19 protein-coding genes and 1 pseudogene are annotated in these 20,921 nt (G+C 69.6%); 11 read left to right on the top strand and 9 right to left on the bottom strand.

The genetic code is table 11. The annotated features are described in order from the left end of the window. Both ON39_RS38030 and ON39_RS38025 read left to right on the top strand, forming a co-directional pair. Positions 1-534: M64 family metallopeptidase (locus ON39_RS38030; protein ID WP_040741448.1), on the top strand; the 534-nt coding region annotated here is incomplete at its 5' end. Positions 535-646: 112 nt separating this feature from the next. After that, the gene (locus ON39_RS38025) at positions 647-2,560 is read left to right on the top strand and encodes a Xaa-Pro dipeptidyl-peptidase (protein WP_246002661.1); all 1,914 of its coding nucleotides are present in this window, start codon (positions 647-649) and stop codon (positions 2,558-2,560) included. Between the two features lie 56 nt (positions 2,561-2,616). Here the strand turns inward: ON39_RS38025 and ON39_RS38020 are convergent, their stop codons facing one another. From ON39_RS38020 to ON39_RS38005, 4 genes are all read right to left on the bottom strand, one after another. Further along, positions 2,617-3,336: an alpha/beta fold hydrolase gene (locus tag ON39_RS38020; RefSeq protein WP_040741431.1), complete on the bottom strand. Its 720-nt coding sequence runs from the start codon at positions 3,334-3,336 to the stop codon at positions 2,617-2,619. 30 nt (positions 3,337-3,366) lie between these two features. Beyond that, positions 3,367-4,332, bottom strand: coding sequence for an alpha/beta hydrolase (locus tag ON39_RS38015; RefSeq protein WP_040741444.1), 966 nt, complete (start codon positions 4,330-4,332; stop codon positions 3,367-3,369). A gap of 77 nt (positions 4,333-4,409) precedes the next feature. Next, positions 4,410-5,126, bottom strand: a complete 717-nt coding sequence (locus ON39_RS38010; RefSeq protein ID WP_040741429.1) for an alpha/beta fold hydrolase — start codon at positions 5,124-5,126, stop codon at positions 4,410-4,412. A 100-nt stretch (positions 5,127-5,226) separates the two neighbouring features. Next, positions 5,227-6,240, bottom strand: a complete 1,014-nt coding sequence (locus tag ON39_RS38005) for a GlxA family transcriptional regulator (protein ID WP_040741428.1) — start codon at positions 6,238-6,240, stop codon at positions 5,227-5,229. A gap of 78 nt (positions 6,241-6,318) precedes the next feature. On the opposite strand from ON39_RS38005, the gene ON39_RS38000 reads away from it, so the two are divergent. Then, positions 6,319-6,930 carry a TetR/AcrR family transcriptional regulator gene (locus tag ON39_RS38000; protein ID WP_051187627.1) on the top strand — a complete coding sequence of 204 codons (612 nt, stop codon included), beginning with the start codon at positions 6,319-6,321 and terminating at the stop codon, positions 6,928-6,930. 4 nt (positions 6,931-6,934) lie between these two features. Here ON39_RS38000 and ON39_RS37995 read toward each other — a convergent pair whose 3' ends face one another. After that, complete coding sequence (locus tag ON39_RS37995) at positions 6,935-7,822, bottom strand: Sco1979 family transcriptional regulator (RefSeq protein WP_040741427.1); 888 nt, start codon at positions 7,820-7,822, stop codon at positions 6,935-6,937. Positions 7,823-8,204: 382 nt separating this feature from the next. On the opposite strand from ON39_RS37995, the gene ON39_RS37990 reads away from it, so the two are divergent. Together ON39_RS37990 and ON39_RS37985 are read left to right on the top strand one after the other, a co-directional pair. Continuing rightward, complete coding sequence (locus tag ON39_RS37990; RefSeq protein WP_040741425.1) at positions 8,205-9,371, top strand: sensor histidine kinase; 1,167 nt, start codon at positions 8,205-8,207, stop codon at positions 9,369-9,371. Positions 9,372-9,374: 3 nt separating this feature from the next. After that, positions 9,375-10,029: pseudogene (locus ON39_RS37985) on the top strand (response regulator). On the opposite strand, the gene ON39_RS37980 reads toward ON39_RS37985, so the two are convergent. Next, positions 9,983-11,617, bottom strand: coding sequence for an alpha/beta hydrolase (locus tag ON39_RS37980; RefSeq protein WP_083894940.1), 1,635 nt, complete (start codon positions 11,615-11,617; stop codon positions 9,983-9,985). The pseudogene ON39_RS37985 and the gene ON39_RS37980 sit on opposite strands and share 47 nt — an antisense overlap. A 299-nt stretch (positions 11,618-11,916) precedes the next feature. On the opposite strand from ON39_RS37980, the gene ON39_RS37975 reads away from it, so the two are divergent. Further along, positions 11,917-12,759, top strand: coding sequence for a S1/P1 nuclease (locus ON39_RS37975; RefSeq protein WP_040741436.1), 843 nt, complete (start codon positions 11,917-11,919; stop codon positions 12,757-12,759). A 56-nt stretch (positions 12,760-12,815) separates the two neighbouring features. Here the strand turns inward: ON39_RS37975 and ON39_RS37970 are convergent, their stop codons facing one another. After that, the gene (locus ON39_RS37970) at positions 12,816-14,351 is read right to left on the bottom strand and encodes a M1 family metallopeptidase (protein WP_040741420.1); all 1,536 of its coding nucleotides are present in this window, start codon (positions 14,349-14,351) and stop codon (positions 12,816-12,818) included. 302 nt (positions 14,352-14,653) lie between these two features. On the opposite strand from ON39_RS37970, the gene ON39_RS37965 reads away from it, so the two are divergent. Further along, positions 14,654-15,499 carry an NAD(P)H-binding protein gene (locus tag ON39_RS37965; RefSeq protein ID WP_040741419.1) on the top strand — a complete coding sequence of 282 codons (846 nt, stop codon included), beginning with the start codon at positions 14,654-14,656 and terminating at the stop codon, positions 15,497-15,499. 74 nt (positions 15,500-15,573) lie between these two features. Here the strand turns inward: ON39_RS37965 and ON39_RS37960 are convergent, their stop codons facing one another. Beyond that, positions 15,574-16,485, bottom strand: coding sequence for a DUF1206 domain-containing protein (locus ON39_RS37960; protein ID WP_246002659.1), 912 nt, complete (start codon positions 16,483-16,485; stop codon positions 15,574-15,576). Positions 16,486-16,920: 435 nt separating this feature from the next. On the opposite strand from ON39_RS37960, the gene ON39_RS37955 reads away from it, so the two are divergent. Together ON39_RS37955 and ON39_RS49790 are read left to right on the top strand one after the other, a co-directional pair. Then, positions 16,921-18,252: a dicarboxylate/amino acid:cation symporter gene (locus tag ON39_RS37955; RefSeq protein ID WP_051187625.1), complete on the top strand. Its 1,332-nt coding sequence runs from the start codon at positions 16,921-16,923 to the stop codon at positions 18,250-18,252. Between the two features lie 62 nt (positions 18,253-18,314). Continuing rightward, positions 18,315-18,470: a hypothetical protein gene (locus ON39_RS49790; protein ID WP_169335949.1), complete on the top strand. Its 156-nt coding sequence runs from the start codon at positions 18,315-18,317 to the stop codon at positions 18,468-18,470. Here ON39_RS49790 and ON39_RS37950 read toward each other — a convergent pair. Next, a complete protein-coding gene (locus ON39_RS37950; RefSeq protein ID WP_040741417.1) occupies positions 18,452-19,720 on the bottom strand; it encodes a PucR family transcriptional regulator in 1,269 nt (422 codons plus the stop codon). The genes ON39_RS49790 and ON39_RS37950 overlap by 19 nt on opposite strands. A gap of 191 nt (positions 19,721-19,911) precedes the next feature. Between ON39_RS37950 and ON39_RS37945 the strand changes: the two genes are divergently transcribed. Together ON39_RS37945 and ON39_RS37940 are read left to right on the top strand one after the other, a co-directional pair. Next, positions 19,912-20,568, top strand: a complete 657-nt coding sequence (locus ON39_RS37945; protein ID WP_040741416.1) for an SRPBCC family protein — start codon at positions 19,912-19,914, stop codon at positions 20,566-20,568. Beyond that, positions 20,568-20,921: ArsR/SmtB family transcription factor (locus ON39_RS37940; protein WP_040741432.1), on the top strand; the 354-nt coding region annotated here is incomplete at its 3' end. The genes ON39_RS37945 and ON39_RS37940, both read left to right, overlap by 1 nt.

Genomic DNA, 20,921 nt, shown 5'->3' with positions numbered 1-20,921 from the left:
ACCGCGCTGGACATGACCTTCTGGTGCGGCGGCACCGAGCGGCTGCTGTGCGTCAACGAGACCAAGGCCACGCAGTACGCCCGCCTGGCGCCCGAGGCCGACCAGGTGATCGCGCTGGCCAACACCACCAAGTACGGCGGCGCGGGCGGCGGCGTCGCGACCTCGTCCGGCGGCAACGCCCAGGCCGGGCAGATCGTGCTGCACGAGCTCGGCCACTCGATCGGCGGCCTGGCCGACGAGTACGACTACCCGAACGACCGCTACACCGGACGCGAGCCACGCGAGGTGAACGCGTCGACCTACACCGCCGCGCAGATGCAGCAGAATCACACCAAGTGGTACCAGTACCTGGGCAAACCGTCCCCGGACGGCGGCGTGGTCGGCACCTATGAGGGCGCGGTCTACTACAAGCGTGGGGTGTACCGGCCGACCGAGAACTCGCTGATGCGGGCGCTCGGCCGCGAGTTCAACCTGATCGGCCTGGACGCGATGAAGGCGGCGATCGAGCGGAAGAGCCCGCCCACCCGGCCGTGACCACACATCGGAGGCCCGGTGCCGGGCCGCCCTCGGCGATTCCCCTGAGCCAGTAAGTGTTTCGAGCCTCGCACGGGAGTGCCTCGTGGTGAGCGGTGACAAGGAGAAGGCTATGGCATCCAGACGGCGACAACACCGGCGTGATCGACGAGGCCCGCGGACCCGCGTGGTCCGGGCCACGCTCGGCTGGACGGAGGTGCGAGGACTTCCGCGACTGGCCATGCTCGGCGTCGCCGCGGCGCTGATGCTCGCCGGCGCGCCCGCGATGGCCGCGCCGCCTGCCGAGCCGAGCGTCTCCGGCGGGGAGGCGCAGCCGGTGTTCAACACGGCCGCGCCGATCCGGCAGGACCTGTGGGTGCGCGCCCCCGTCGACAGCGATGGCGACGGCCGGGACGACGAGGTGCACGTCCAGGTCGTGCGCCCGGCCGGGGCCTCCGGCAAGCTGCCGGTCGTCTATCAGGCGAGCCCGTACTTCGCCGGCGGCAACGACGTCACCAACCACAACGTCGACGTAGAGCTGTACGTGCCCAACGGCGCCGAGGGACGCCTGGCCCCGGCGCCGGGCGAGATGCGCGCACGGGTGGCCGAGGACCTGCGGGCGGCGGGCATCACCGTCGACAAGGGTCAGATCACCTGGCAGTACGAGGACTTCTTCCTCGCCCGGGGCTTCGCCGTGATGTACGGCGAGTCGCTCGGCACCGGGACGTCCACCGGGTGCCCCACCTCCGGCGGGCGCAACGAGACCATCGGCGCGCGAGCCCCGATCGACTGGCTCAACGGACGCGCGAAAGCCCGTGACGCACAAGGGCGCAACGTCGTGGCGAGCTGGGCCAGCGGCAAGGTCGGCATGATGGGCGTGTCCTACAACGGCACCCTGCCCAACGCCGTCGCCTCCACCGGCGTGCCCGGACTGGAGGCCATCGTGCCCATCGCCGCGATCAGCAACTGGTACGACTACTACCGGGCCGCGGGCGCGGTGGTCGCGCCGGGCACCTATCAGGGCGAGGACACCGACGTGCTGGCCAAGTACGTCTACACCAGGGCCGACCGCAACATCTGCACGCCGGTGATCGACAAGCTGGAGCAGAACCAGGATCGAGTGACCGGCGATTACACGCAGTACTGGAACGAGCGCAACTACCTCGACGACGCGAGCAAGGTGCACGCCGCCGTGCTGGCCGTGCACGGTCTCAACGACTTCAACGTCAAGACCAAGAATGTCGCGCAGTGGTACGAGGCCATCAAGAAAGCCGGTGTGCCGCACAAGATCTGGCTACACCAGTCGGGCCACACCGACCCGATCGGCCTGCGCAGGGACGAGTGGCTGCGCACCGTGAACCGCTGGTTCAGCAAGTACCTGCTCGGCCAGAACAACGGCATCGACCGCGAACCCAAGGCCACCATTCAGCGCGAGGACAAGTCCTGGGTGAACGAGGCGGACTGGCCCGCCCCGGGCACGGCCCCCGCGACCGCGGTGTTCCAGCCCGGCGGCCGTAGCACCGGCGGGCTCGCCACCTCCGGCGCGGGCAAGGTGACCGAGTCGCTGGACGACGACGCGACGAAGACGGCCGCCGACCTGGTCGCCGCGCCGAGCTCACCGAACCGGCTGGCCTACCTCTCCAAGCCCACCACGACCTCGCTGCGGATCAGCGGCGCGGTCGACGTCTCGCTCGCGCTGACCTTCCAGCGTCCGGCCGCGAATGTGACCGCGCTGCTGGTGGATCGGGCCCCCGACGGCAGCTCCCGGATCGTCACCCGCGGCTGGACGGACCCGCAGAACCGCGACTCGCTCGCCAAGACCAGCCCGATCACCCCGGGCAAGGAGTACGCGATCACGGTGTCCATGCAGCCGCACGACTATGTGCTCGCGAGCGGGCACAAGCTGGGCGTGGTGGTGTTGTCCAGTGACAACGAGTTCACCCTCCGGCCGAGGCCGGGGCCCGGCTTCGGGGTGAACCTCGCCGCGAGCAAGGTGTCGTTCCCCGTGGTCGGCGGCCAGGCCGCTCTCACCGCGGCGATCGGCTGACCGCCCGGAATCCGGTCACGCCCGAAAAGCATGGGGCGTGACCGGATCTCCGGCGTCTACTTCGAGGCCGCCAGCACGATCAGGTCGCTGACCACGCCCGGCATGGCGACGCTGACCGCGTGCGAGCCGGGCACCTCGACGGTGTGGGCCGACGCGCGCTCGGCCATGAACCGTTGCGCCGCAACGGGAATGTTCTTGTCCTCGGTGGTGAGCAGCGCGTAGGAGGGGATGTCGCGCCACGCCGCCGCGCTCGCCCCGCCCTGCAGCGCGGCCAGCGCGACCGGACGCTGGGTCGCGGCCATCAGCTCGGCGGTGGCGACGGGGACGTCACCGGCGAACTGCGCCGGGAACTCGTCCTGGCGGATGTACAGTTCGGTGCCCGTAGTCCCGTCCGGGAGCGGGTAATTCGCCGGCCGGGTGGTGGGGCCGAGCGTGGAGCCGGGGAACTTGTCGGTCAGCTCCAGCGCGCTCTCGCCCTCGGCGGGGATGAACGCGGCGATGTAGACCAGCGCCCGGACCGTGGACTTGCCCGCCGCGGCGACGGTGATCACGCTGCCGCCGTAGGAGTGGCCGACCAGCACGCACGGGCCGTCGACGTCGTCGAGGACCGACGCGATGTAGGCGGCGTCGCTGTCGAGGCCGCGCAGCGGATTGGCCGCGGCGACGACCGAATAACTCTGTGCGCGCAGGGTTTCGACGACGCCGTTCCAGCTGGAGGAGTCGGCGAACGCGCCGTGCACCAGCACGATCGTCGGGGTGGTTGCTTCGGTGCTCATGAATGTCCCTCTGGGTCGGTGGGATTCGGTTCAGGCGGTGTGCAGCGCGGCGCGCAGCACCGAGACGGCCTGGGCCACGGCGGCTTTGGCGGCGTAGGTGTCGTGCATCGAGTTGACCATGACGAAGTCGTGGATGATGCCGCCGTAGCGCGCCTGGATCACCGGCACGCCCGCGGTCCGCAGCTTGGCGGCGAACGCCTCGCCCTCGTCGCGCAGCACGTCGTTCTCGGCCGTGATGACCAGCGCGGGCGGCAGGCCGGTCAGCTGCTCGGTGGTGGCGCGCAGCGGCGACGCGGTGATCTGCGCGCGATCCTCTTCGCTGGTCGTGTACTGATCCCAGAACCACCGCATGCCCTCGCGGCTCAGGAAGTAGCCCTCGGCGAAGCGCTCGTAGGAGCCGGTGTCGAAGTTGGCGTCGGTGACGGGGTAGAACAGCACCTGCTGCGCGAACGACACGTCGCCGCGCTCCTTGGCCATCAGGGTCAGCGCGATGGCCATATTGCCGCCGACCGAGTCACCCGCCACCGCGATGCGCGACGGGTCGAGCGCCTTCTCCGCGCCCTGGGTGCTCACCCACTGCGCGACGCGGTAGGACTGCTCGTTCGCGACCGGGTAGTGGACGTCCGGCGAGCGGTCGTACTCGGGGAACACGACGGCGGCGTGCGCGCCGACGGCGAGGTCGCGCACCAGGCGGTCGTGGGTGTGCGCGTCGCCGAAAACCCAGCCGGCGCCGTGGGTGTAGACGATGACGGGCAGCGTCTCGGTGGCGCCCGCGGGCCGGACGATCCTGGCCCGCACCGAACCGGTCGGGCCGCCCTCGACGGTGATCCACTCCTCATCGATGTCGGGCTTGTAGATCGGCGTGTCCTGCACGGAGTCCACCGCCTTGCGGCCCTCCTCCGGCGGGAGCTGGTACAGGAACGGAGGCTGCGAGGTCGCGTCGACGAACTCCTGCGCGGCGGGCTCCAGTGAGATTCCGTGGGGGTTGCCGGTCATCGTCATTCCTTTCGGTTGAGGTAAAGATGGTGTGGGACAGTTGGTTTCGAGAGCTCAGCGGACGTGGTCCGCGGTGCTCAGCCCAGCTCGGCGAGTGCGCCGGTGATGACCGCGGCGACCTCGTCGGGGTTGGTCTGCATCACCAGGTGCGGCGCGTCGATCTCGACGACCGAGCGCAGGCCCGCACGCTGATAGCCGAAGCGTTCGACCTCGGGATTGATGGTGCGGTCGGCGCTGGAGACGATGCCCCAGCCCGGCTTGGTCTTCCAGGCCGCCGCGGTCGCGGCCTCGCCGAACGCGACCGCCGACAGCGGCCGTTGGGAAACGGCGAGCACCCGCGCCTTCGTCTTGTCCAGCCCCGCCGCGAACACCTCGGGGAAGGCATCGATGTCGACCGAGACGTCGGTGCCCGGCTCGCCACCCGCGATCGGGTACGGCGCGTAGACGAGGTTGGCGGCCAGATCGGAGTCCGGGAATCCGCCCTGCAACTGGCCGAGACTCTCGCCGACCTCCAGCACATAACCCGAGACGAACACCAGCCCGACGACATTGTCGGCGACACCGGCGACCGTGATGACCGCGCCGCCGTAGGAGTGGCCGGCCAGCAGGACCGGCCCCTCGATCTGCTCGACGAAAGACCGGATGTAGGCCGCGTCCTCGGACAAGCTGCGGTTGAACACCGGCGGGGCCACCACCCGGTGCCCCGCGGCGAGCAGCCGTTCGGTGACCGGGCCCCAGCTGGCGGCGTCGGCGAACGCGCCGTGTACGAGAACGACGGTTGTCTCGGATCCCATGAAGTTCCTTTCGATCCCGGGGGGATGGCGTTGTGCCGCACTCAGTTTCCGATGAGCAACCCTCGTCGCGCCCCTCCGCACGGGCCGCGAAAACGCCGGATCAGGACACGGCGGCGGTCAGGGGCTCGAACGCGGCCGCCGATCCGGTGGAGCGAAAGCGCTGCTGATACTTGCGGGGTGAGATGCCGAGCCTGGCCACGAACGCGCGCCGCAGTGCCTCGCTGCTACCGTAGCCCGCCGCCATGGCGGCCTCGGTGACACTGTGGCCCGCGTGCAGCAGATCCCTGGCGACTCCGAAGCGAATGAACGCGACGTACTCGGCGGGGGAGCGTTCCAGCTCGGCGCGGAACAGCCGGGTCAGATGCCGGACGCTGACCATGGCGTGCGCGGCCAGCGTCTGCACCGTGTGCGGGAACGCGGGGTCCGCACAGATCAGATCGACCACCTTGCGCACCAGCGGGCTGCGCGGGACCGGCCCGCTCAGCGACGCCGAGAACTGCGACTGCCCGCCCGCGCGCTGCATGTAGACCACGAGCAACTGCGCGACACGGCGTGCCGCGTCGGCGCCGTAGTCCTCCTCGACCAGCGCGAGCGCGAGGTCGACGCCGGCCGCGACACCGGCCGAGCTGTACAGGTTTCCGTCGCGCACGAAGATCGCGTCCGGATCGACCGCCACCGTCGGGTAGCGGCGGGCCAGGTCCGCGGTGTACTTCCAGTGCGTGGTCGCGCGCCTGCCCTCGAACAGGCCGAGCTCGGCGAGGACGAACGCGCCGCTGCAGATCGAGGCCAGCCTTCGCGTGTGCCAGGACAGGTGCCGGGCGGCGGTGATCAGCTCGGGGGTGACGAACTTCGCCGGCGCCAGCTCGCTGCCCGGGATCACCACGGTGTCGAAGCGGCCCGCGTCGGCGGCCGCGGCGCCGACCTCGATGCGCGCGCCGATCGAGGTCTGCACGGCCTGCCCGTCGGGCGAGATCAAGATCACCTCGTAGCCGGGGACCGTCTGATTGGCCTCTATGAAAACCTCGGCCGGACCGACGAAGTCGAGCATCTTCACGCCGTCGAAGACCAGAATGCCGACCCGTCGACGGGTCGGCTCGGTGGGGTTAGGGGCCATGTCAACCATTGTTATGGAGGCGCGCCTCCAGAACAAGCGGTGTGGGGCATATCGCACACCGATTGGTACGGTGAGGTCATGGGACGGCCACGACAGTTCGACGAATCGGGCCTGCTCGACGCCGCGACCGAGTTGTTCTGGTCGCGCGGTTTCGATGACACGTCCGTCGAGGACATCTCGCGCGTGACCGGTGTCGGCAACGGCAGCGTCTACGCGGCCTACGGCAGTAAACAGGGTCTGTTCCTGGCGGCGTTCGAGCGGTACTGCGAGCGGCGTGCGCGGTTCGTGCGCACGGTCGTCGGGTCGGCGCCCGGCTCGGCGCGGGCCGCGGTGCGCGCGCTGTTCCAGGCGGTCATCGATGACTGTGCGGCACAACCGGATCGGCGCGGCTGCCTCATGCTCAACAGCATCGCGCAGCTGAGCGGCCGGATGCCCGAGGTGGCCGGCATCGGCGCGCGGACCACCGCCGACATGGAGCGCGGCGTCGCCGACCGGCTGCGCCCCGCCGCGCGGCTCGCCGGCGAGATCGACGAGGCCGCCCTGTCGGCGCAGAGCGCGAACATCGTGGTGGTGGCCCAGGGCCTTATCCAGTTGAGCCGCTTGGGCGTCGGGCGCGGCAGGCTGGCCGAGATCGCCGACGTCTCCAGTCAGGCCTTACCGCCGACGTGGGCCGACCGAGTCGCCTCCTGATCGGTCAGAGCTGCGCGGCCGCTTCGGCGAGCAGGGTGCGGGAGCGCTCCGGAGTCGCGGCCTGAACGGCGACCTTGTCCATCACCTCGCGGTAGAGCTGGAGATCTTCCTTGCGATCCAGGTAGAGCGAGCTGGTCAGCTGCTCGAGGTAGACGATGTCGGGCAGTTCGCGCTCGGCGAAGCGCAGCATGGTGAACGAACTGCCCGCCGCCGCGTGGCCGCCCGCGGCGTACGGCAGCACCTGGATGGTCACGCCCGGCTTCTCCGACATGACGATCAGGTGCTCGATCTGCTCGCGCAGCACCCTCCGGCCGCCGATCGGCCGATGCAGCACCGCCTCGTCCAGCACCGCCCACAGCCGGGGACCGCCCGGCACGTCGAGGATCTCCTGGCGCTTCGTGCGCAGCTCGACCCGCCGTGTCGCCTCGGCGTTCTGGTGGCTGACCTCGATGACGGCGTGGGTGTAGTCCTCGGTCTGCAGCAGGCCCGGAATCAGTTGGCCCTCGAAGGTTCTGATCGTCTGCGCCGCGCCCTCCAGGCCGAGGTAGGTCTCGAACCAGGGTGGCAGCAGGTCGTTGTAGCGATGCCACCAGCCGGGCTGGTTGGCCTTGCGGGCCAGTTCGAGGAACAGCTCGCGCTCCTCCGGCTCGGTGACGCCGTAGAGGGTCAGCAGATCCAGGATGTCGCGATCCTTGTAACCGGTGCGGCCGAGTTCGAGCCGGCTGATCTTCGCGTGCGAGCCGCGGATGTGCTCGCCCGCCTCCAGCGGGGTGATGTGTCTGTCCTCGCGGAGCTTGCGCAATTGACCGCCGACCGCGATGCGCAGTGCCGTCGGACCGCGCTCCGCGACCCGTGAGTCGATACCCCTGATCCGGACCGGTTCCGCGACCATGACCTCTACTCCGCTTCTCGAAGACCAACGGCGGTGCAGTCACGTTCCTGTGAGGAACCACACCGTGCCTACCCCGATGGTATCGCCCGTTCGTGTGAGAACAACCGAACTTGCACTCGAGAGTGCAGCGGTGAGCCTCGGCGCGGCAAATCGGCGCGAGCGGCGGCCGCGCGCCGCCCGACCCGCACGTTTGCCCTGTTCAGGCGAAACGCGCAGGGCACGAACGAGATTCGGAGCAAACCCGGTTCCGGGCCGCCGACCGGCCCCTAATCGGACTGGACGAGTGCTTTTCACAAAAGTATGCCGAAGGTCGGATGTCGCGCAGGCGTGTGTCATTCATAGGGCAGAGGTATCGGTCTGCCCGTCGATCTAGGGTGATCGGGTGGTCGACGAGCGGGTGGTGTTCTGGTTGCGCCGGCGCGCGCCGCTGGTCGACGTGGGCACGGCGGGGCTGCTGATCCTGGCGTGTGTGCTGTGCGGGGTGCTGGTCGGCGCGGACGCCGTTCACTTCACCCTGTCGGTGCTCCTGTTGCTGCCCTTGGCATTCCGGCGGCGGCACCCGGAAGCAGTGGCGGTGCTGGTGGCCGCCGCGGCCCTCGCGCAGTGGGGCCTGGTGCGCGACTCGATCGGCGCGCTGCCCGCCGATATCGCGGTGCCGATCGTGGTGTACACCCTGGCCGCGCACAGCACCCGGTCCTGGAGCAGGGGCGGGCTGCTGGCGGGTTCGGCCGGCGCCGTGCTCGGCGGCTGGAGCTGGCCGCAGCTGCCGATGCCCGCGCTGGCCCACGTGCTGGTCGGCGGTTTTCTCGGCAGCACGGTGCTCGCGGCCTGGCTGGGCGGCGCGTGGCAGCGGGCGCGGCGCGGCGAGTTCCAGGCCCTCGCCGCGCACGCGGCGCTGCTCGAGCGAGCGCGCGACGAGCGGACGCGCCTGGCGGTGCTGTCCGAGCGGACCAGGATCGCGCGCGATATCCACGACATTCTCGCGCACTCCCTCGCGGTGATCGTCGCGCAGTCCGACGGCGGCCGCTACGGCGCGCGCACCGATCCCCAGGTCGCGATCGACGCGCTGACGGCCGTCGGCGAGCACGGCAGGCGGGCCCTGGCCGAGACCCGTCGCGCGATTGGGGTGCTGCGGGAGGACGCCGAGCCGGCGCGGCGCCTCGATATCGCCGATCTCACGCGACTGGTCGACGATGTGCGCGGCGCGGGCTTACCGGTGCGGCTGGAGGTCGACCTGCCCGCCGGGCTGCCCGACTCGGGCGTGGGGCTCGTCGTGTACCGGATCGTGCAGGAGGGATTGACGAACATCGTCAAGCACGCCGGATCCGGTGCCGGCGCGGAAGTCTCGGTGCGGCAGGAGGACCGCTGGCTGCGGGTGAGCGTCGGCGACGACGGCCGAGCCGCGCGCGCTCACGGTCGCGACGGTTACGGCCTGATCGGCATGCGCGAGCGGGTCGGCGCCTACGGCGGCGAGATCGAGCTGCGGCCGCGTCCCGGCGGGCGCGGTCACGTGCTGGCGGCGCGCATTCCGCTGCGGACCGAGGCGTAGCCGATGATCGAGGTGCTGCTCGTCGAGGATCAGGCGTTGGTACGAGCCGGTTTTTCGGATGGTCGTGGATTCGCAGCCGGACCTGCGCGTCGTCGGGGAGGCGGGCGACGGCGAGGCCGCGGTCGCCGCGGCAGTGCGCGCCAGGCCGGACGTGGTCGTGATGGACGTGCGCATGCCGAGGGTCGACGGCATAGAGGCGACCCGGCGGATACTGGCGCTCGACCGGCCGCCGAAGGTCTTGGTGCTCACGACCTACGACCTCGACGACTACGCGATGGCCGCCGTGCGGGCCGGCGCGAGCGGATTTCTGCTCAAAGACGCACCGGCGGAGGAGTTCTTGTCCGCGGTGCGGCACGTGCACGCCGGCGACGCGGTGCTGGCGGCCTCGACGACGCGACGCCTGCTCGATCGGCTCGCGCCGCCGATCGACCCGGCCGCGCGGCGTCGGGTGGCCACGCTGACCGAGCGGGAGACCGCGGTGCTGCGGGTGCTGGCGGGCGGGCTGTCCAACGCGGAGATCGCGGCCGCGTTGTCGGTGGGCGAGGGCACCGTGAAAACCCATGTGCGCCATATCCTCGCGAAGCTCGGCGTGCGCGATCGGGTGCAGGCGGTCATCCTTGCCCATGAGGCCGGGCTGCGCAGGCCCGGCGCTCGATAGGCTTTGTCTCGAAGTCCCATCCGGCCTTCGAGACGGGGCCGTACGGCTGATCCGGTTCGCAGGTCGCGTCGGCGGGCAGGGAGCCGTCCACCAGGTAGCGCTCGACCGCGGTATCGACGCACGCGTTGGCTTCGAACAGATACACGCCGTGCCTGAACTTGTCCGCGACGGTGATGGACCGGGAACCGGTCAGCGCCTGACGCAGTGCCCGCTGGCCTGCCAGCGGCGCGACCGGATCGCCTGCGGCTCCGATGAGCAGCGCCGGGTGCGGGTTGCCGACCTCCGTGGCGGGCTCGCTCGGTTCCGTCGGCCACACCGCGCACGGCGAGAGGTGGCGGGCCAGCGCGCCGAAGAGCGGTTCGGCGTCCCGATGCGCCTGGATGTCGGCGTAATACTCCTCGACACCGCGCGCGGGCCGATCGGCGCACTGGTTGGCGACCGTTGCGCTGAAACCCAATTCGGGGGTTGTCGTGGTGTCGGTGTACAACGCCAGCTTTCGCGCCAGGACCGGCGTCGGAGCCACCTCGGTGCCGTCGGCCGCGTCGCGCAGCAGACGCACCTGACGGCTGAGCTCGGCGTAGGACGCGTCCGAATCGTCCACCGTGAGTAGCAGTCCCGGGATCAGGTCGGCGGTGATCGGCAGGCCGCCGAGCGGTATGGGCCGCGCCGCGGCCGCGCGCACGATGTCGTCGACGGTGTCGAGTACCTCGTCTCGAGTTGCCCCCAAACCGAATTCGGCGTCGTTGCCCGCCGTCCAGCGCGCCCAGTCCGCCAACGCCGCCGCGTCGGCCGCCGCGGTTTCGCGGGTGAGGTCGGGGCCGGGGGCGCGGGGATCGAGCACGCTGTCGAGCACGATCCGGTCGACGTGCTCGCCGAACATTCGCAGGTACACCGCGCCGAGATACGTTCCCCAGGACCAGCCGATATATGACACCTTCGATTCGCCGAGCAGCACGCGCAGCAAATCCATGTCGCGAGCGACGGCCCTGGTGGACGCGTGCGGCAGCGACGTTCGGTGCGGCGCGCAATGCGACGCCAGCGTGCGGGACGCGTCGACGGTGCGGTCGAAGTCGGCGCGGTTCGCCGGCGCGGACTGGGCGACGCCGAGGTAAGTGGCCGTCGGCCAGTCGCATTCGAGCGGTGTGCTCGCCCCGAAGAAGCGCGGGTCCATCCCGACCAGGTCGTAGCGTTCGGCGAGCGCGGGCGCGGCATGGCCGCCCTCGGGGCCGTCGAGAATCATCGTCACCCCGTCGCGGGACGGGCCCGGGCCGCCGGTCTGCACGAACAGGGTGCCCACCCGACGCGCGGGATCGGTCGCGGGACGACGGGCGATTGCGATCGTGATCGTCTGTCCCGCGGGGTCGGCGTAATTCAGCGGCGCGCGGAACTCGCCGCACCGGGCGTTCGCCGCGGCCAAGCGCTCGCCGATCTCGTCCGCGGGGTCGGTCCGGCAGTCATGCCAGGTGATTGATTGGTCGTGGAATTTGTTCTGCGTCCCAGTGGGCGGCTCGCCCGGTGCCGGACCGCAACCCGTCAGCATCGCGAGGACGGCTGCGGCCGCGCAACGACCGGGTCGGAAAAGACGCATGAAAACCTCACAGGCAGTGGAGAGTTCGCGACGCTCTCGGCGTGCGACGGCCCGCCGGTGGCGGGTTCGTCTCTGGACGCTACGGCGGTCGGCGACGGTCAGCATCTACCCGGCGACCGACTTTCCGCCGACTCGGCTCGATCGCAAGGGAGATGCGAGATGCACGAAGATTTAGTCCGGAGTTTGTTCGGCCTATGCCACCCGTCGTCGATAATCGAATGGGCAAGAGTGGAACCATGACTCGGTCCGCTGCGGTGGATCGCGGGCCGCGCCGAGCTACTCGGAAGGAAGTTGTGCTCATGCGAGGTAGAGCTGCGATAGTCGGGGCGTGCGCGGTGGCCGCCCTCGTGTTCTCCGGGGCGCCCGCGGCCAATGCCTGGGGGCCGCAGGGCCACGACGTCGCCGGCGCCATCGCCGACCTGCGGCTGAACGCCGCGGCGCGGGACGAGGTCGCCCGCCTGCTCGCGGGCGAGCCGAACCCCACGCTGGCCGGGGTGGCCAACTGGGCGGACGAGATCCGCAACACCGACCCCGACCTCGGGAAGATCTCCGCGCCGTGGCACTACGTCAATATCGGCGAGAACGGGTGCGTGTACGACGCCGCCGTGAACGGCAACGACGGCCAAAACGTCGTCGAGGCCCTGCGGCGGCAGACCGCGATCCTCGCCGACCATGCCCGCCCGGTGCCGGACCGGCGTCAGGCCCTGAAGTTCGTCGTTCATTTCGTCGGCGACATCAACCAGCCGCTGCACGCCGGGTACGCCCGTGATCGCGGCGGCAACGAGATCAAGGTCGACTACCTGGGCCGCCCCACCAACCTGCACGCGGTGTGGGACAGCCGCATGCTCGACACCCGCCACGCGAGCGACGCCGAGGAGGTCCAGCGCCTGCTGGCCCTGCCCGCGCCGAATATCCCGCCGGCCCAACCGGATACCGACCCGGTCCAATGGGCGCAGGACAGCTGCCGAATCGTGGACAGCCCGGGCTTCTACCCGGACTCGGCCACCATCGGCGACGAGTACACCCGGCGATTCCTTCCGGTGGCCGAGGCGCAGCTGCGCCTCGCCGGGGAGCTGCTGGGGCAACTGCTCAACACGGTGCTCGGCGCGCCAGGCAGCACCTCGGGATCGGCAGGGGCGTAGCGCCGCACACAGCGAACCGGGCCCGTGTTGTCCACGGGCCCGGCCTGTTTCGACGCTTACTGCTTCTGCGTCACCGTGGCGTAGAGGTCATCCCAGACCTTCGGCTTCGCCGGCGCCGGAGAGGTCGACCGGGGTGCGCGCTTCGCGTTGTCGAAGGTCGCGTCGGTCGGCTTGTAGGCGGGCTTGCCCTTGTCGGTCAGCCAGGTCTTGAACAACGCGTTCGTGCTGCGGCCCGTCACGGCGTTGGCCATGTCGATGAAGTCCGCGATCTTGGCGTTGCTGTACTGGTACTTGGTCAGCCACTCCCGAATCAGCCGGAAGAACACGTCGTCGTCGTTGATCGCGCTGCGCAGGGCCTGAATGGCCAGTGCGCCTCGGGTATACAACTCCGCGGGCAAGACGTCGGCCGGCCCCGGATCGGTCAGCACGACATTCCAGTTGATCCGGGTCGAGGTCGCGTAGGCGTAGTCGGCGATCTCCGCCGCCGTGCCCGTGCCGTTCTTCTCCGACCACAGGTACTCCAGGTAACTGGCCCAGCCTTCGTTGAGCCAGCCGTCCTTCCAGGTGGCCACCGAGACCGAGTCGCCGAACCACTGGTGGGCGTTCTCGTGCACCACCACCGAGTCGTTCTTGCCGCGCCGGAAGAACCCGTCGGTGTAGGTGGGCCTGGTCTGCGTCTCCAGCGCGAAGCCGCCCATCCGCGCGTCCACCACGCCGCCGGTGGCCTCGTACGGGTACGGCGTGAGCGTGCTCGCCAGCCAGTCGACGATCTCCGGGGTCCGCTCGATGCTGGCCTTGGCGTTGGCGCGGATGGTCGGGTCGAGGTCGGTGGCGTAGGCGTTCAGGTTCGGCCTGGCCGGGGTGCCACTGTTCTGGCCGGTCCGTTCGTATTTGCCGATCGCGAGGAAGGTGGCGTAGGTCATCTGCGGCGCCTTGCTCAGCCAGTTGTGCCGCTTCCAGCCCGGAATGTTCTGCGTGACACTGGTTTCCACGCCGTTGGAGAGCACGTCCCGATCCTCCGGGGCCAGCACCGAGATCGCGTAGGTGGCCTTGTCGGTGGGGTGGTCGTTGCTCGGGTACCACCACTCGGCCGAGAAGGGCTCGTTGGAAATGATTGCGCCGCCCGCGTTCTCGACCCAGTTGCGCGCGCCCGCCGCGTTCTGCACCCGCGACGGGATGTCGTTGTAGGCCACCACGGTGGTGAACTCGGTGCCCGGCGGCAGGTTCACCGGCACGGTGACGGCGAGCTTGTCCTTGCCGAGGGTGTATTTGGCCGGCTTGTTCTCGATCAGCACCGACTGGGTCTGCAGGAGGAAGTCGAAACCGATCGCGGTCCCCGCCTTGAGGTCCTGTTTGGCTTTCGCGGTGATCGTCGTCGTCCCGGACAACCGGCCCGAGGACGGATCGAACTTCAGGTCGATGCTGTAATTGGAGACATCGTATGCCGCGCTGCCGATATTGGGGAAATTGGGGTCACCGATTCCGGTCGGCGTCGCCGCGGCGGCCGTTCCCGCATTCGCGGCCAACGCCGCCACCGCCAGCAACGGAACGGCTCTGACCGTGGCAGAGCGCAACAAAGGGAAGCGATTCATAATGAGCGAACTCCAATGTGTCGGAGACGAGAAAGATTTCGCTGGTCGGCCGATTGCCGTCGGCGTTCCTTATTGCCGAATAGTTCCGCGTCCTCGGCCGGGACATTTCGCTACACAGAGAAGCACAGTGGAGTACCCATATTCCACTGTGGTTCAACTGGGGAATCCGACGGCTTTGGGGAACGGATCGGCGATTCTGCGCAGAATGACCAGTCCGGCGCGCGGCATGCCGGAGACGCTGACGTATGAAGCTGAGCTTTTCGTCGATGGTCCGCCGCTCCCCAGGCGGCTTGACTGAGGGCATGACAACAACGAAGAACCACAGCGCAGCACAGACCATCCTCGTCACCGCCGGCACCGGCAAGGTTGGCCGCCGAGTCGCGGAACGACTGGCCGCCAAGGGATTTCCGGTCCGTGTCGGCTCCCGATCGGCCGAGGTTCCGTTCGACTGGACGGACCGGACCACTTGGGCGCCGGTGCTCGCGGATGTCGCGGCGGCGTTCGTGATGTACACCCCGGATATCGGGGATCCCCGTGCGGCGGAGACGATTCGGGCGTTCAGCGAGCTGGCCGTGGCCAGCGGGGTGCGGCGGCTGGTGCTGCTGTCGGCGCGCGGCGAGGTGCAGGCCGCGCCCGCCGAGGCGGCGGTGCGCGAGAGCGGCGCGGAATGGACTGTGCTGCAGGCGGCCTGGTTCAACCAGAATTTCGACGAGGGTGTCTTCACCGACATGGTGCTCGAGGGCGGCGTCGCCTTCCCGGCCGGGCAGGTACTCGAACCGTTCGTCGACTCCGCCGATCTCGCCGACGTCGCGGTGCTCGCGCTCACCGAGGACGGACACGCGGGCCAGAACTACGAACTCACCGGCCCCCGGCTGCTGACCTTCGGCGACGCGGTCGAGACGATCGCGAAGCACAGCGGGCGGGACGTGCGGTACATCCCGGTCTCCGGTGCGGAGTTCGGCGCCGTGCTGGAGGCCGGGTTCGGTATGCCGGCGGAGGAGGTTTCCGCGATGCTCGACATCTTCGCCACGCTGCTCGACGGCCGCAACGCCGTCGTCACCGACACGGTCCGCCGCCTGCTGGACCGCGAGCCGATCGACTTCGCCGACTACGCGCGCGAAGCGGCCGCGGCGGGCGCGTGGAAGTAGCCCGGGCGGACGAAAAGCGTGGGCCGGACCCAGGTTTCGGGTCCGGCCCACGCAGTGGACGCAGCGGCCGAGAGTCAGACCGGGACGCCGCCGTAGGTCCTGCGGTGCTTGGCCTCGAGGAACGACAGGATGCCGAACGCCATCAGGCCGAGCGAGATCAATATGAGAAGCCAAGGGCCGAACGGCTTTCCGACGAAGTCGCGCAGCACGGCGTCGATGCCCTCGGCCTCGGCCGGGTCGTAGTTCAGGCCCGCGATCACGGCGGCGAGGCCGATGCTGAACACGATCGCGCCCCTGGCCACATAGCCGATGCGGCCCAGCCAGATCACCGCCTCGCGCGAGCCGTGGGTCATCCAGCCCATGCGCAGGTGATCGACGAACTCGAGGCTCAGGCCCAGCACGGTCTGCCAGATGCCGAACGCGATGATGGCCAGGCCGATCAGGATCACGACCACCTGCCCGCCGTCCCAGCCGAGAATGCGGGCGGTCAGGTCGCGCGCGATGGCGTCGCTCGGCTTCGGCGTCCGGCCGTGCACGACGTAGCGGAACGTGCCCAAAAAGGCTAGGGCGTAGACGATTCCGGAGATGACGGCGTAGAAGCGGTGCCCGCCCGAGTATGTCCGGCGCGCCCCGGCGATCTGGGTCACCCGCCAGACGACCAGCGCGGCGAAGCCGAACAGCAGCACCCACAGCAGCAGGTAGCCCAGTGGCTTGCTCGCGATCGCCGCCAGCGCGCCGCCGCCGTCCGGCTCGTGCTCGGCGGTGCCGATCGCCAGCATGAACCCGATGATGCCGATCGTGAGGTAGGCGATGCCGCGGGCGATGAACCCGAATCGCGCGGCCGTCTCCAGCCCGCCCGAGCCAGCGGACCTGCGGCCGCGGTAATCGGCGCCCCGCCGGCCCCATCCGGATCGCCATCGGCCGCCGCGCGCCGTGCCGACCCGATCATGTCGTCGATATCTGTTCGCACTTCGGAAGATACTCATGGTGATTCCTCATCTCTTCACCGCCCGTAATGCCCACTTCGCGGCGATTGACACGCGCGTGCGATGGCTTTGGCGTCCCGAGATCCGCTGGGGCCGGGCGGAATCGGCGACGAGTGAGCGCGTCGGCGGCACAGTCGGCGCGAGCGGCAAAGGAGGCCGAGCCTGTGCGGAGACGAGCGCGACCGGGCTCGACTGTGGCCCGCTGTCACTCTGCCGCCCGAGCTGATCGGAACCGGCTGTGACGCAGGCAATACCACTCCACACCGACCCGGATGGACATATGATCGGACGAATCGCCTAACGTTTGAGGTCTTATGAACTTCTCCTCGACGGTCGTGCACCTGGTCGCCAGGCTGCACGTGGATCTGGGCCGGTTGGCCGCGCAGCTGTGTCGCTGACGCGCGCCCGGCTCACCAGATCCCCTGATCGTCTTGGATGGTTCCCTTGTCTTCACCTAGTTCGCGCAGCCGTGCCCTGAATCCGGCGCGCTGGTCGTTCGGCGTCCAGATCCTGCTCGGCCTGCTGGTCGGCGTCGCTGCGGGCTTCATCGCCCGCGCTACCGGCGCGGCCTGGCTCACCAGCACGCTGACCCAGGTCGGCGGCATCTTCGTGCAGCTGCTCAAGCTCGCGGTGCCCCCGCTGGTCTTCACCGCGGTGCTGGTGAGCGTGGCCGGCCTGCGGCACGTCACCAACGCCGCCCGGCTGGCCGGGCGCACGCTGCTGTGGTTCCTCGGCACCGCGCTCATCGCCGTCGCGGTCGGCATCGTGCTCGGCCTGGTCACCAATCCTGGCCGCGGGGTCGAGCTGACCCTGGTCGGCGCGAAGACGCCCGACTCGAAGGGCGGCTGGACCGACTTCCTCACCGGCATCATCCCGACCAATGTCGTCGGCGCCTTCACCAACGGCAATGTGCTGCAACTGGTGTTCCTCGGCGCGGTGCTCGGCGTCGCCGCGCTGAAACTGGGCGAGCGCGCCAAACCCTTTCTCACACTGGCCGAGTCGGTGCTGGAGCTGGTGCAGAAGGCGCTGTGGTGGGTGATCCGGCTCGCACCCATCGGCACCGCGGGGCTCATCGGCAAGGCGATCGCCAGTTACGGCTGGAACCTGCTGCGGCCCTTGGCGACCTTCACGATCGCCGTCTACGCGAGCTGCCTCATCGTGCTCGTCGTGGTCTACCCGATCCTGCTGCGCGTCGTCGGCGGGGTGAACCCGGTCCGCTTCTACGCGAAGGCTTGGCCCGCCGTCGAATTGGCGTTCGTGTCGCGCTCCTCCATCGGCACCATGCCGCTGACGCAGCGCATGGTCATCGAAAGGCTCGGCGTCCCCAGGGAATACGCGTCGTTCGCCGTGCCGTTCGGCGCGACGACGAAGATGGACGGGTGCGCGGCCGTATACCCGGCGCTGGCGGCCATCTTCGTCGCGCAGATCACCGGGACGCAGCTCGACCTGCGCGACTACCTGCTGATCGCCTTCGTCTCCGTGGTCGGCTCCGCGGCCACCGCCGGACTCACCGGCGCGATCGTCATGCTGACGCTCACCCTGTCCACCCTCGGCCTGCCGCTGGCCGGCGCCGGACTCCTGCTCGCCATCGATCCCATTCTGGACATGATTCGCACCGCGACGAACGTCGCGGGGCAGATGGTGGTTCCCGTCCTGGTCGCCAAGCGCGAAGGAATCCTCGACAAGGACGTCTTCGATCAGCCGTCGCCTCCGCTGACCGCCCCTGAACCCGAACCGGAACCGGAGCGGCTGCCCGAAGCGGCGTGAGCGGGGCGATTGGCCGGCACGTCGCGGGGGTACTGCGAAGCGACGACGAAAGGGGCCTGTCAATGCCACGCACGAAGGACACCGACGACGAGGACCGCGACGAGCCCAAGGGCGGCCGCCCCGGGCCGACCGATCAGGGACGTGAGGGCGGGATGGCGACCCGGGAACTGGCCCCGGAGCTGACCACCCCGGACGACACTCAGGAACCGCCGGACTGATCCGCCTGCCTGCGGCCCTGTTTGGCCGCGTCGGCGGGGTGGTACGAGCGCGCGATCAACGCGGACCGCAGATACCACAGGCCCGACGGCTGGGACGGATCGAAACCGGTGAGCTGCCCGATGCGCTTGAGCCGGTAGTCGACCGTGTTGGTGTGCACGTGCAGCGCGCGGGCGGTGCGCTGGCGGTTGAGGTTGTTGCTGATGTGCAGTTGCAGGGTTTCGAGCAGTTCGGCGTGTTCATCGAGGGGAGTGAGCACCGCCCCGAGGTACTCGCGCCCCGGGCCCGGCCGGGTGAGCTGATACTCGAGCGCCAGTTCGTCGAACCGGTACAGACCGGTGACGCAGTGCAGGCGCTGCACCATGTCCAGGAGTTCGTGGGCCTGATCGACCGCGCGCGGAATCTGCTCCGGAATGGCCTCCACCAGGGTGGCGGTGATGCCGACCTGCGCGGCCGAGGAGAGGCCCTCGATCAGCGCGTCGAGTTCCTCGTCGGTCTGCTGGTCGGCGGGCAGCAGGATGGTTCCGCCGTCGATGCTGAGCAGCGACAGCGCGTTGCCGCCGCAGCGCGCCGCGAGCTCGGCCTGGGTGCGGCGCAGCTTGCGCCGCGCGACGACCTGGGTGTCGAGGGCCCGGTTGTGCTCGTCGCGGTGTCGCGGAATCGACACGGCCAGAACGACATACGACTCGGCGATGGCGATGCCGCACTCGCGCGCCATGGTCGAGGTCGGCCGCCCGCCCAGCAGGGCCGAGGTGAGCGTGTGGACCGCGGTATGGTGCTCGCTGACCGCCGCGCGCAGCTCCCGGAAGTAGGCGCGGGAGATGGCCGAGGTCAGCGTGTGCAGGATCTCGATGTTCATCTTGGAGCCCTCGACGTAGTTGTCGAGGTCCTTGACGGTCAGCTTCGACACGATGAGGTCCATGCCCATCTGGAAGCCGGCGTGGATCGCGTCGTGAATCGCGTCGATCGGCACGCCCTCGCGCGCCCAGCCCGCGGCGGCCTCCTCGAGCTGCTCGACCTTGGCCGGGATATTGTGCCCGTCCAGCATGCTCGCGGCGAGTTCCAGGCATACTCGGGTGATGGTGGTGACGTCACCGTAGATCGCCTCACCGGGCAGGGTCCCGCAGGGGACCACGTTCTCGACGAAGTGACCGACCATTTGCCGGGAGAGCGCTCTGAAGTCGCGTAATGGCGTGGACATCGGTTGCCCGGAGATCGTCAGATTCGGCCGGATCGGGCTGTCGACAGCCATGACAACTCCTTTGTCAGCAATAGCTATGTAGCAGGTTCACACTAACTGTGACGTTGCCGTCTGCGGCTCTTACCAGCCGATTTGTGAGAAGAGGAGGCCGAGGCCGATGGGGAGCTGTGATCGATCACAACGACGTGCGTACACCGGAGTCGTCCGCTAACATAAGTCAAAACTTATAGAAGGAGGATGCTATGCCCATGCTCACCGATCCCGCGACCGTCGCGGGGCTCGTCGTCCGCGAGGTCCGCACCGGCTCCCGGGACGGCGGCCCGACCCGGATCGCCGTCGCCCGCCGCACCTACGCCACCGATCAGGCCGATCTCTGGGACGCGCTGACCAATGCCGAGCGGATTCCGCGCTGGTTCCTTCCGGTCAGCGGCGAGCTGAAGGTCGGCGGCCGCTATCAGGCCGAGGGCAATGCCGGGGGAGTAGTGGAGGAGTGCGAGGAGCCGCGGCGGTTCGCGGTGACCTGGGAGATGGGGCCGCAGGTTTCGTGGCTCGCGATCGGCCTGAGCGCCGACGGTGCGGGCACCGTGCTGGAGTTGACCCACGAGATGCCGGTCGCGCCCGAGTTCTGGGACCAGTACGGCCCCGGCGCGGTCGGCGTCGGCTGGGACCTCGCGCTGATGGCCCTCGGCCTGCATCTGGCGAGCGGTGAGCAGGTCGATCCGGAAGAGGGACAAGCCTTTCCGATGACGCCCGAGGGCACCGAGTTCGTCCGGGTGGCGGCCCGCGACTGGGCGGAGGCGGCCATCCGCGACGGCGACGACGCGGACGCCGCGCGGGCCGCCGGGCAGCGCACGGTCGAGTTCTACACCGCCGGGCCCGAGGACGACGCGCAGTCCTGATGAGACGTTCTCCGGAGAAGATCTTCGAGGCGCTCGGCGACCCGGTTCGCCGCTACATCCTCGAGCTGGTGGCGGCCGGCGAGCAGCCCGCGGGCACCGTGGTCGCCGCCGTACAGGAGCACACGCGCATCTCCCAGCCCGGCGTGTCCCAGCACCTCAAGGTGCTGCGCGACGCCGGGCTGGTGCGCGTGCGCGCCGAGGGCACGCGCCGCGTCTACACCCTCGACGCGGCGGGGCTCGACGCCGCGCAGCTGTGGCTGGCGGGGCTGGTCGACCAACTCGCGCAGTTCGCGCAGCCGCTCGACGCGCTCGCGACGGAGGTCGCGCGCGGGCGGCGCGCCCGACGTGCCGCG

Source organism: Nocardia tenerifensis NBRC 101015, assembly GCF_000308715.1.
Taxonomy (GTDB): Bacteria; Actinomycetota; Actinomycetes; order Mycobacteriales; family Mycobacteriaceae; genus Nocardia; species Nocardia tenerifensis.
The sequence above is the reverse complement of the archived record's forward strand: the minus strand, read 5'-3'. Positions and strand labels throughout refer to the sequence as shown.

What these genes read in the sequence shown, in the direction of transcription:
- ON39_RS38025 (WP_246002661.1), top strand. Translation starts at nt 647, where the DNA reads ATGGCATCCAGACGGCGACAACACCGGCGTGATCGACGAGGCCCGCGG.
- ON39_RS38020 (WP_040741431.1), bottom strand. Translation starts at nt 3,336, where the DNA reads ATGAGCACCGAAGCAACCACCCCGACGATCGTGCTGGTGCACGGCGCG.
- ON39_RS38015 (WP_040741444.1), bottom strand. Translation starts at nt 4,332, where the DNA reads ATGACCGGCAACCCCCACGGAATCTCACTGGAGCCCGCCGCGCAGGAG.
- ON39_RS38010 (WP_040741429.1), bottom strand. Translation starts at nt 5,126, where the DNA reads ATGGGATCCGAGACAACCGTCGTTCTCGTACACGGCGCGTTCGCCGAC.
- ON39_RS38005 (WP_040741428.1), bottom strand. Translation starts at nt 6,240, where the DNA reads ATGGCCCCTAACCCCACCGAGCCGACCCGTCGACGGGTCGGCATTCTG.
- ON39_RS38000 (WP_051187627.1), top strand. Translation starts at nt 6,319, where the DNA reads ATGGGACGGCCACGACAGTTCGACGAATCGGGCCTGCTCGACGCCGCG.
- ON39_RS37995 (WP_040741427.1), bottom strand. Translation starts at nt 7,822, where the DNA reads ATGGTCGCGGAACCGGTCCGGATCAGGGGTATCGACTCACGGGTCGCG.
- ON39_RS37980 (WP_083894940.1), bottom strand. Translation starts at nt 11,617, where the DNA reads ATGCGTCTTTTCCGACCCGGTCGTTGCGCGGCCGCAGCCGTCCTCGCG.
- ON39_RS37975 (WP_040741436.1), top strand. Translation starts at nt 11,917, where the DNA reads ATGCGAGGTAGAGCTGCGATAGTCGGGGCGTGCGCGGTGGCCGCCCTC.
- ON39_RS37970 (WP_040741420.1), bottom strand. Translation starts at nt 14,351, where the DNA reads ATGAATCGCTTCCCTTTGTTGCGCTCTGCCACGGTCAGAGCCGTTCCG.
- ON39_RS37965 (WP_040741419.1), top strand. Translation starts at nt 14,654, where the DNA reads ATGACAACAACGAAGAACCACAGCGCAGCACAGACCATCCTCGTCACC.
- ON39_RS37960 (WP_246002659.1), bottom strand. Translation starts at nt 16,485, where the DNA reads ATGAGTATCTTCCGAAGTGCGAACAGATATCGACGACATGATCGGGTC.
- ON39_RS37955 (WP_051187625.1), top strand. Translation starts at nt 16,921, where the DNA reads ATGGTTCCCTTGTCTTCACCTAGTTCGCGCAGCCGTGCCCTGAATCCG.
- ON39_RS49790 (WP_169335949.1), top strand. Translation starts at nt 18,315, where the DNA reads ATGCCACGCACGAAGGACACCGACGACGAGGACCGCGACGAGCCCAAG.
- ON39_RS37950 (WP_040741417.1), bottom strand. Translation starts at nt 19,720, where the DNA reads ATGGCTGTCGACAGCCCGATCCGGCCGAATCTGACGATCTCCGGGCAA.
- ON39_RS37945 (WP_040741416.1), top strand. Translation starts at nt 19,912, where the DNA reads ATGCCCATGCTCACCGATCCCGCGACCGTCGCGGGGCTCGTCGTCCGC.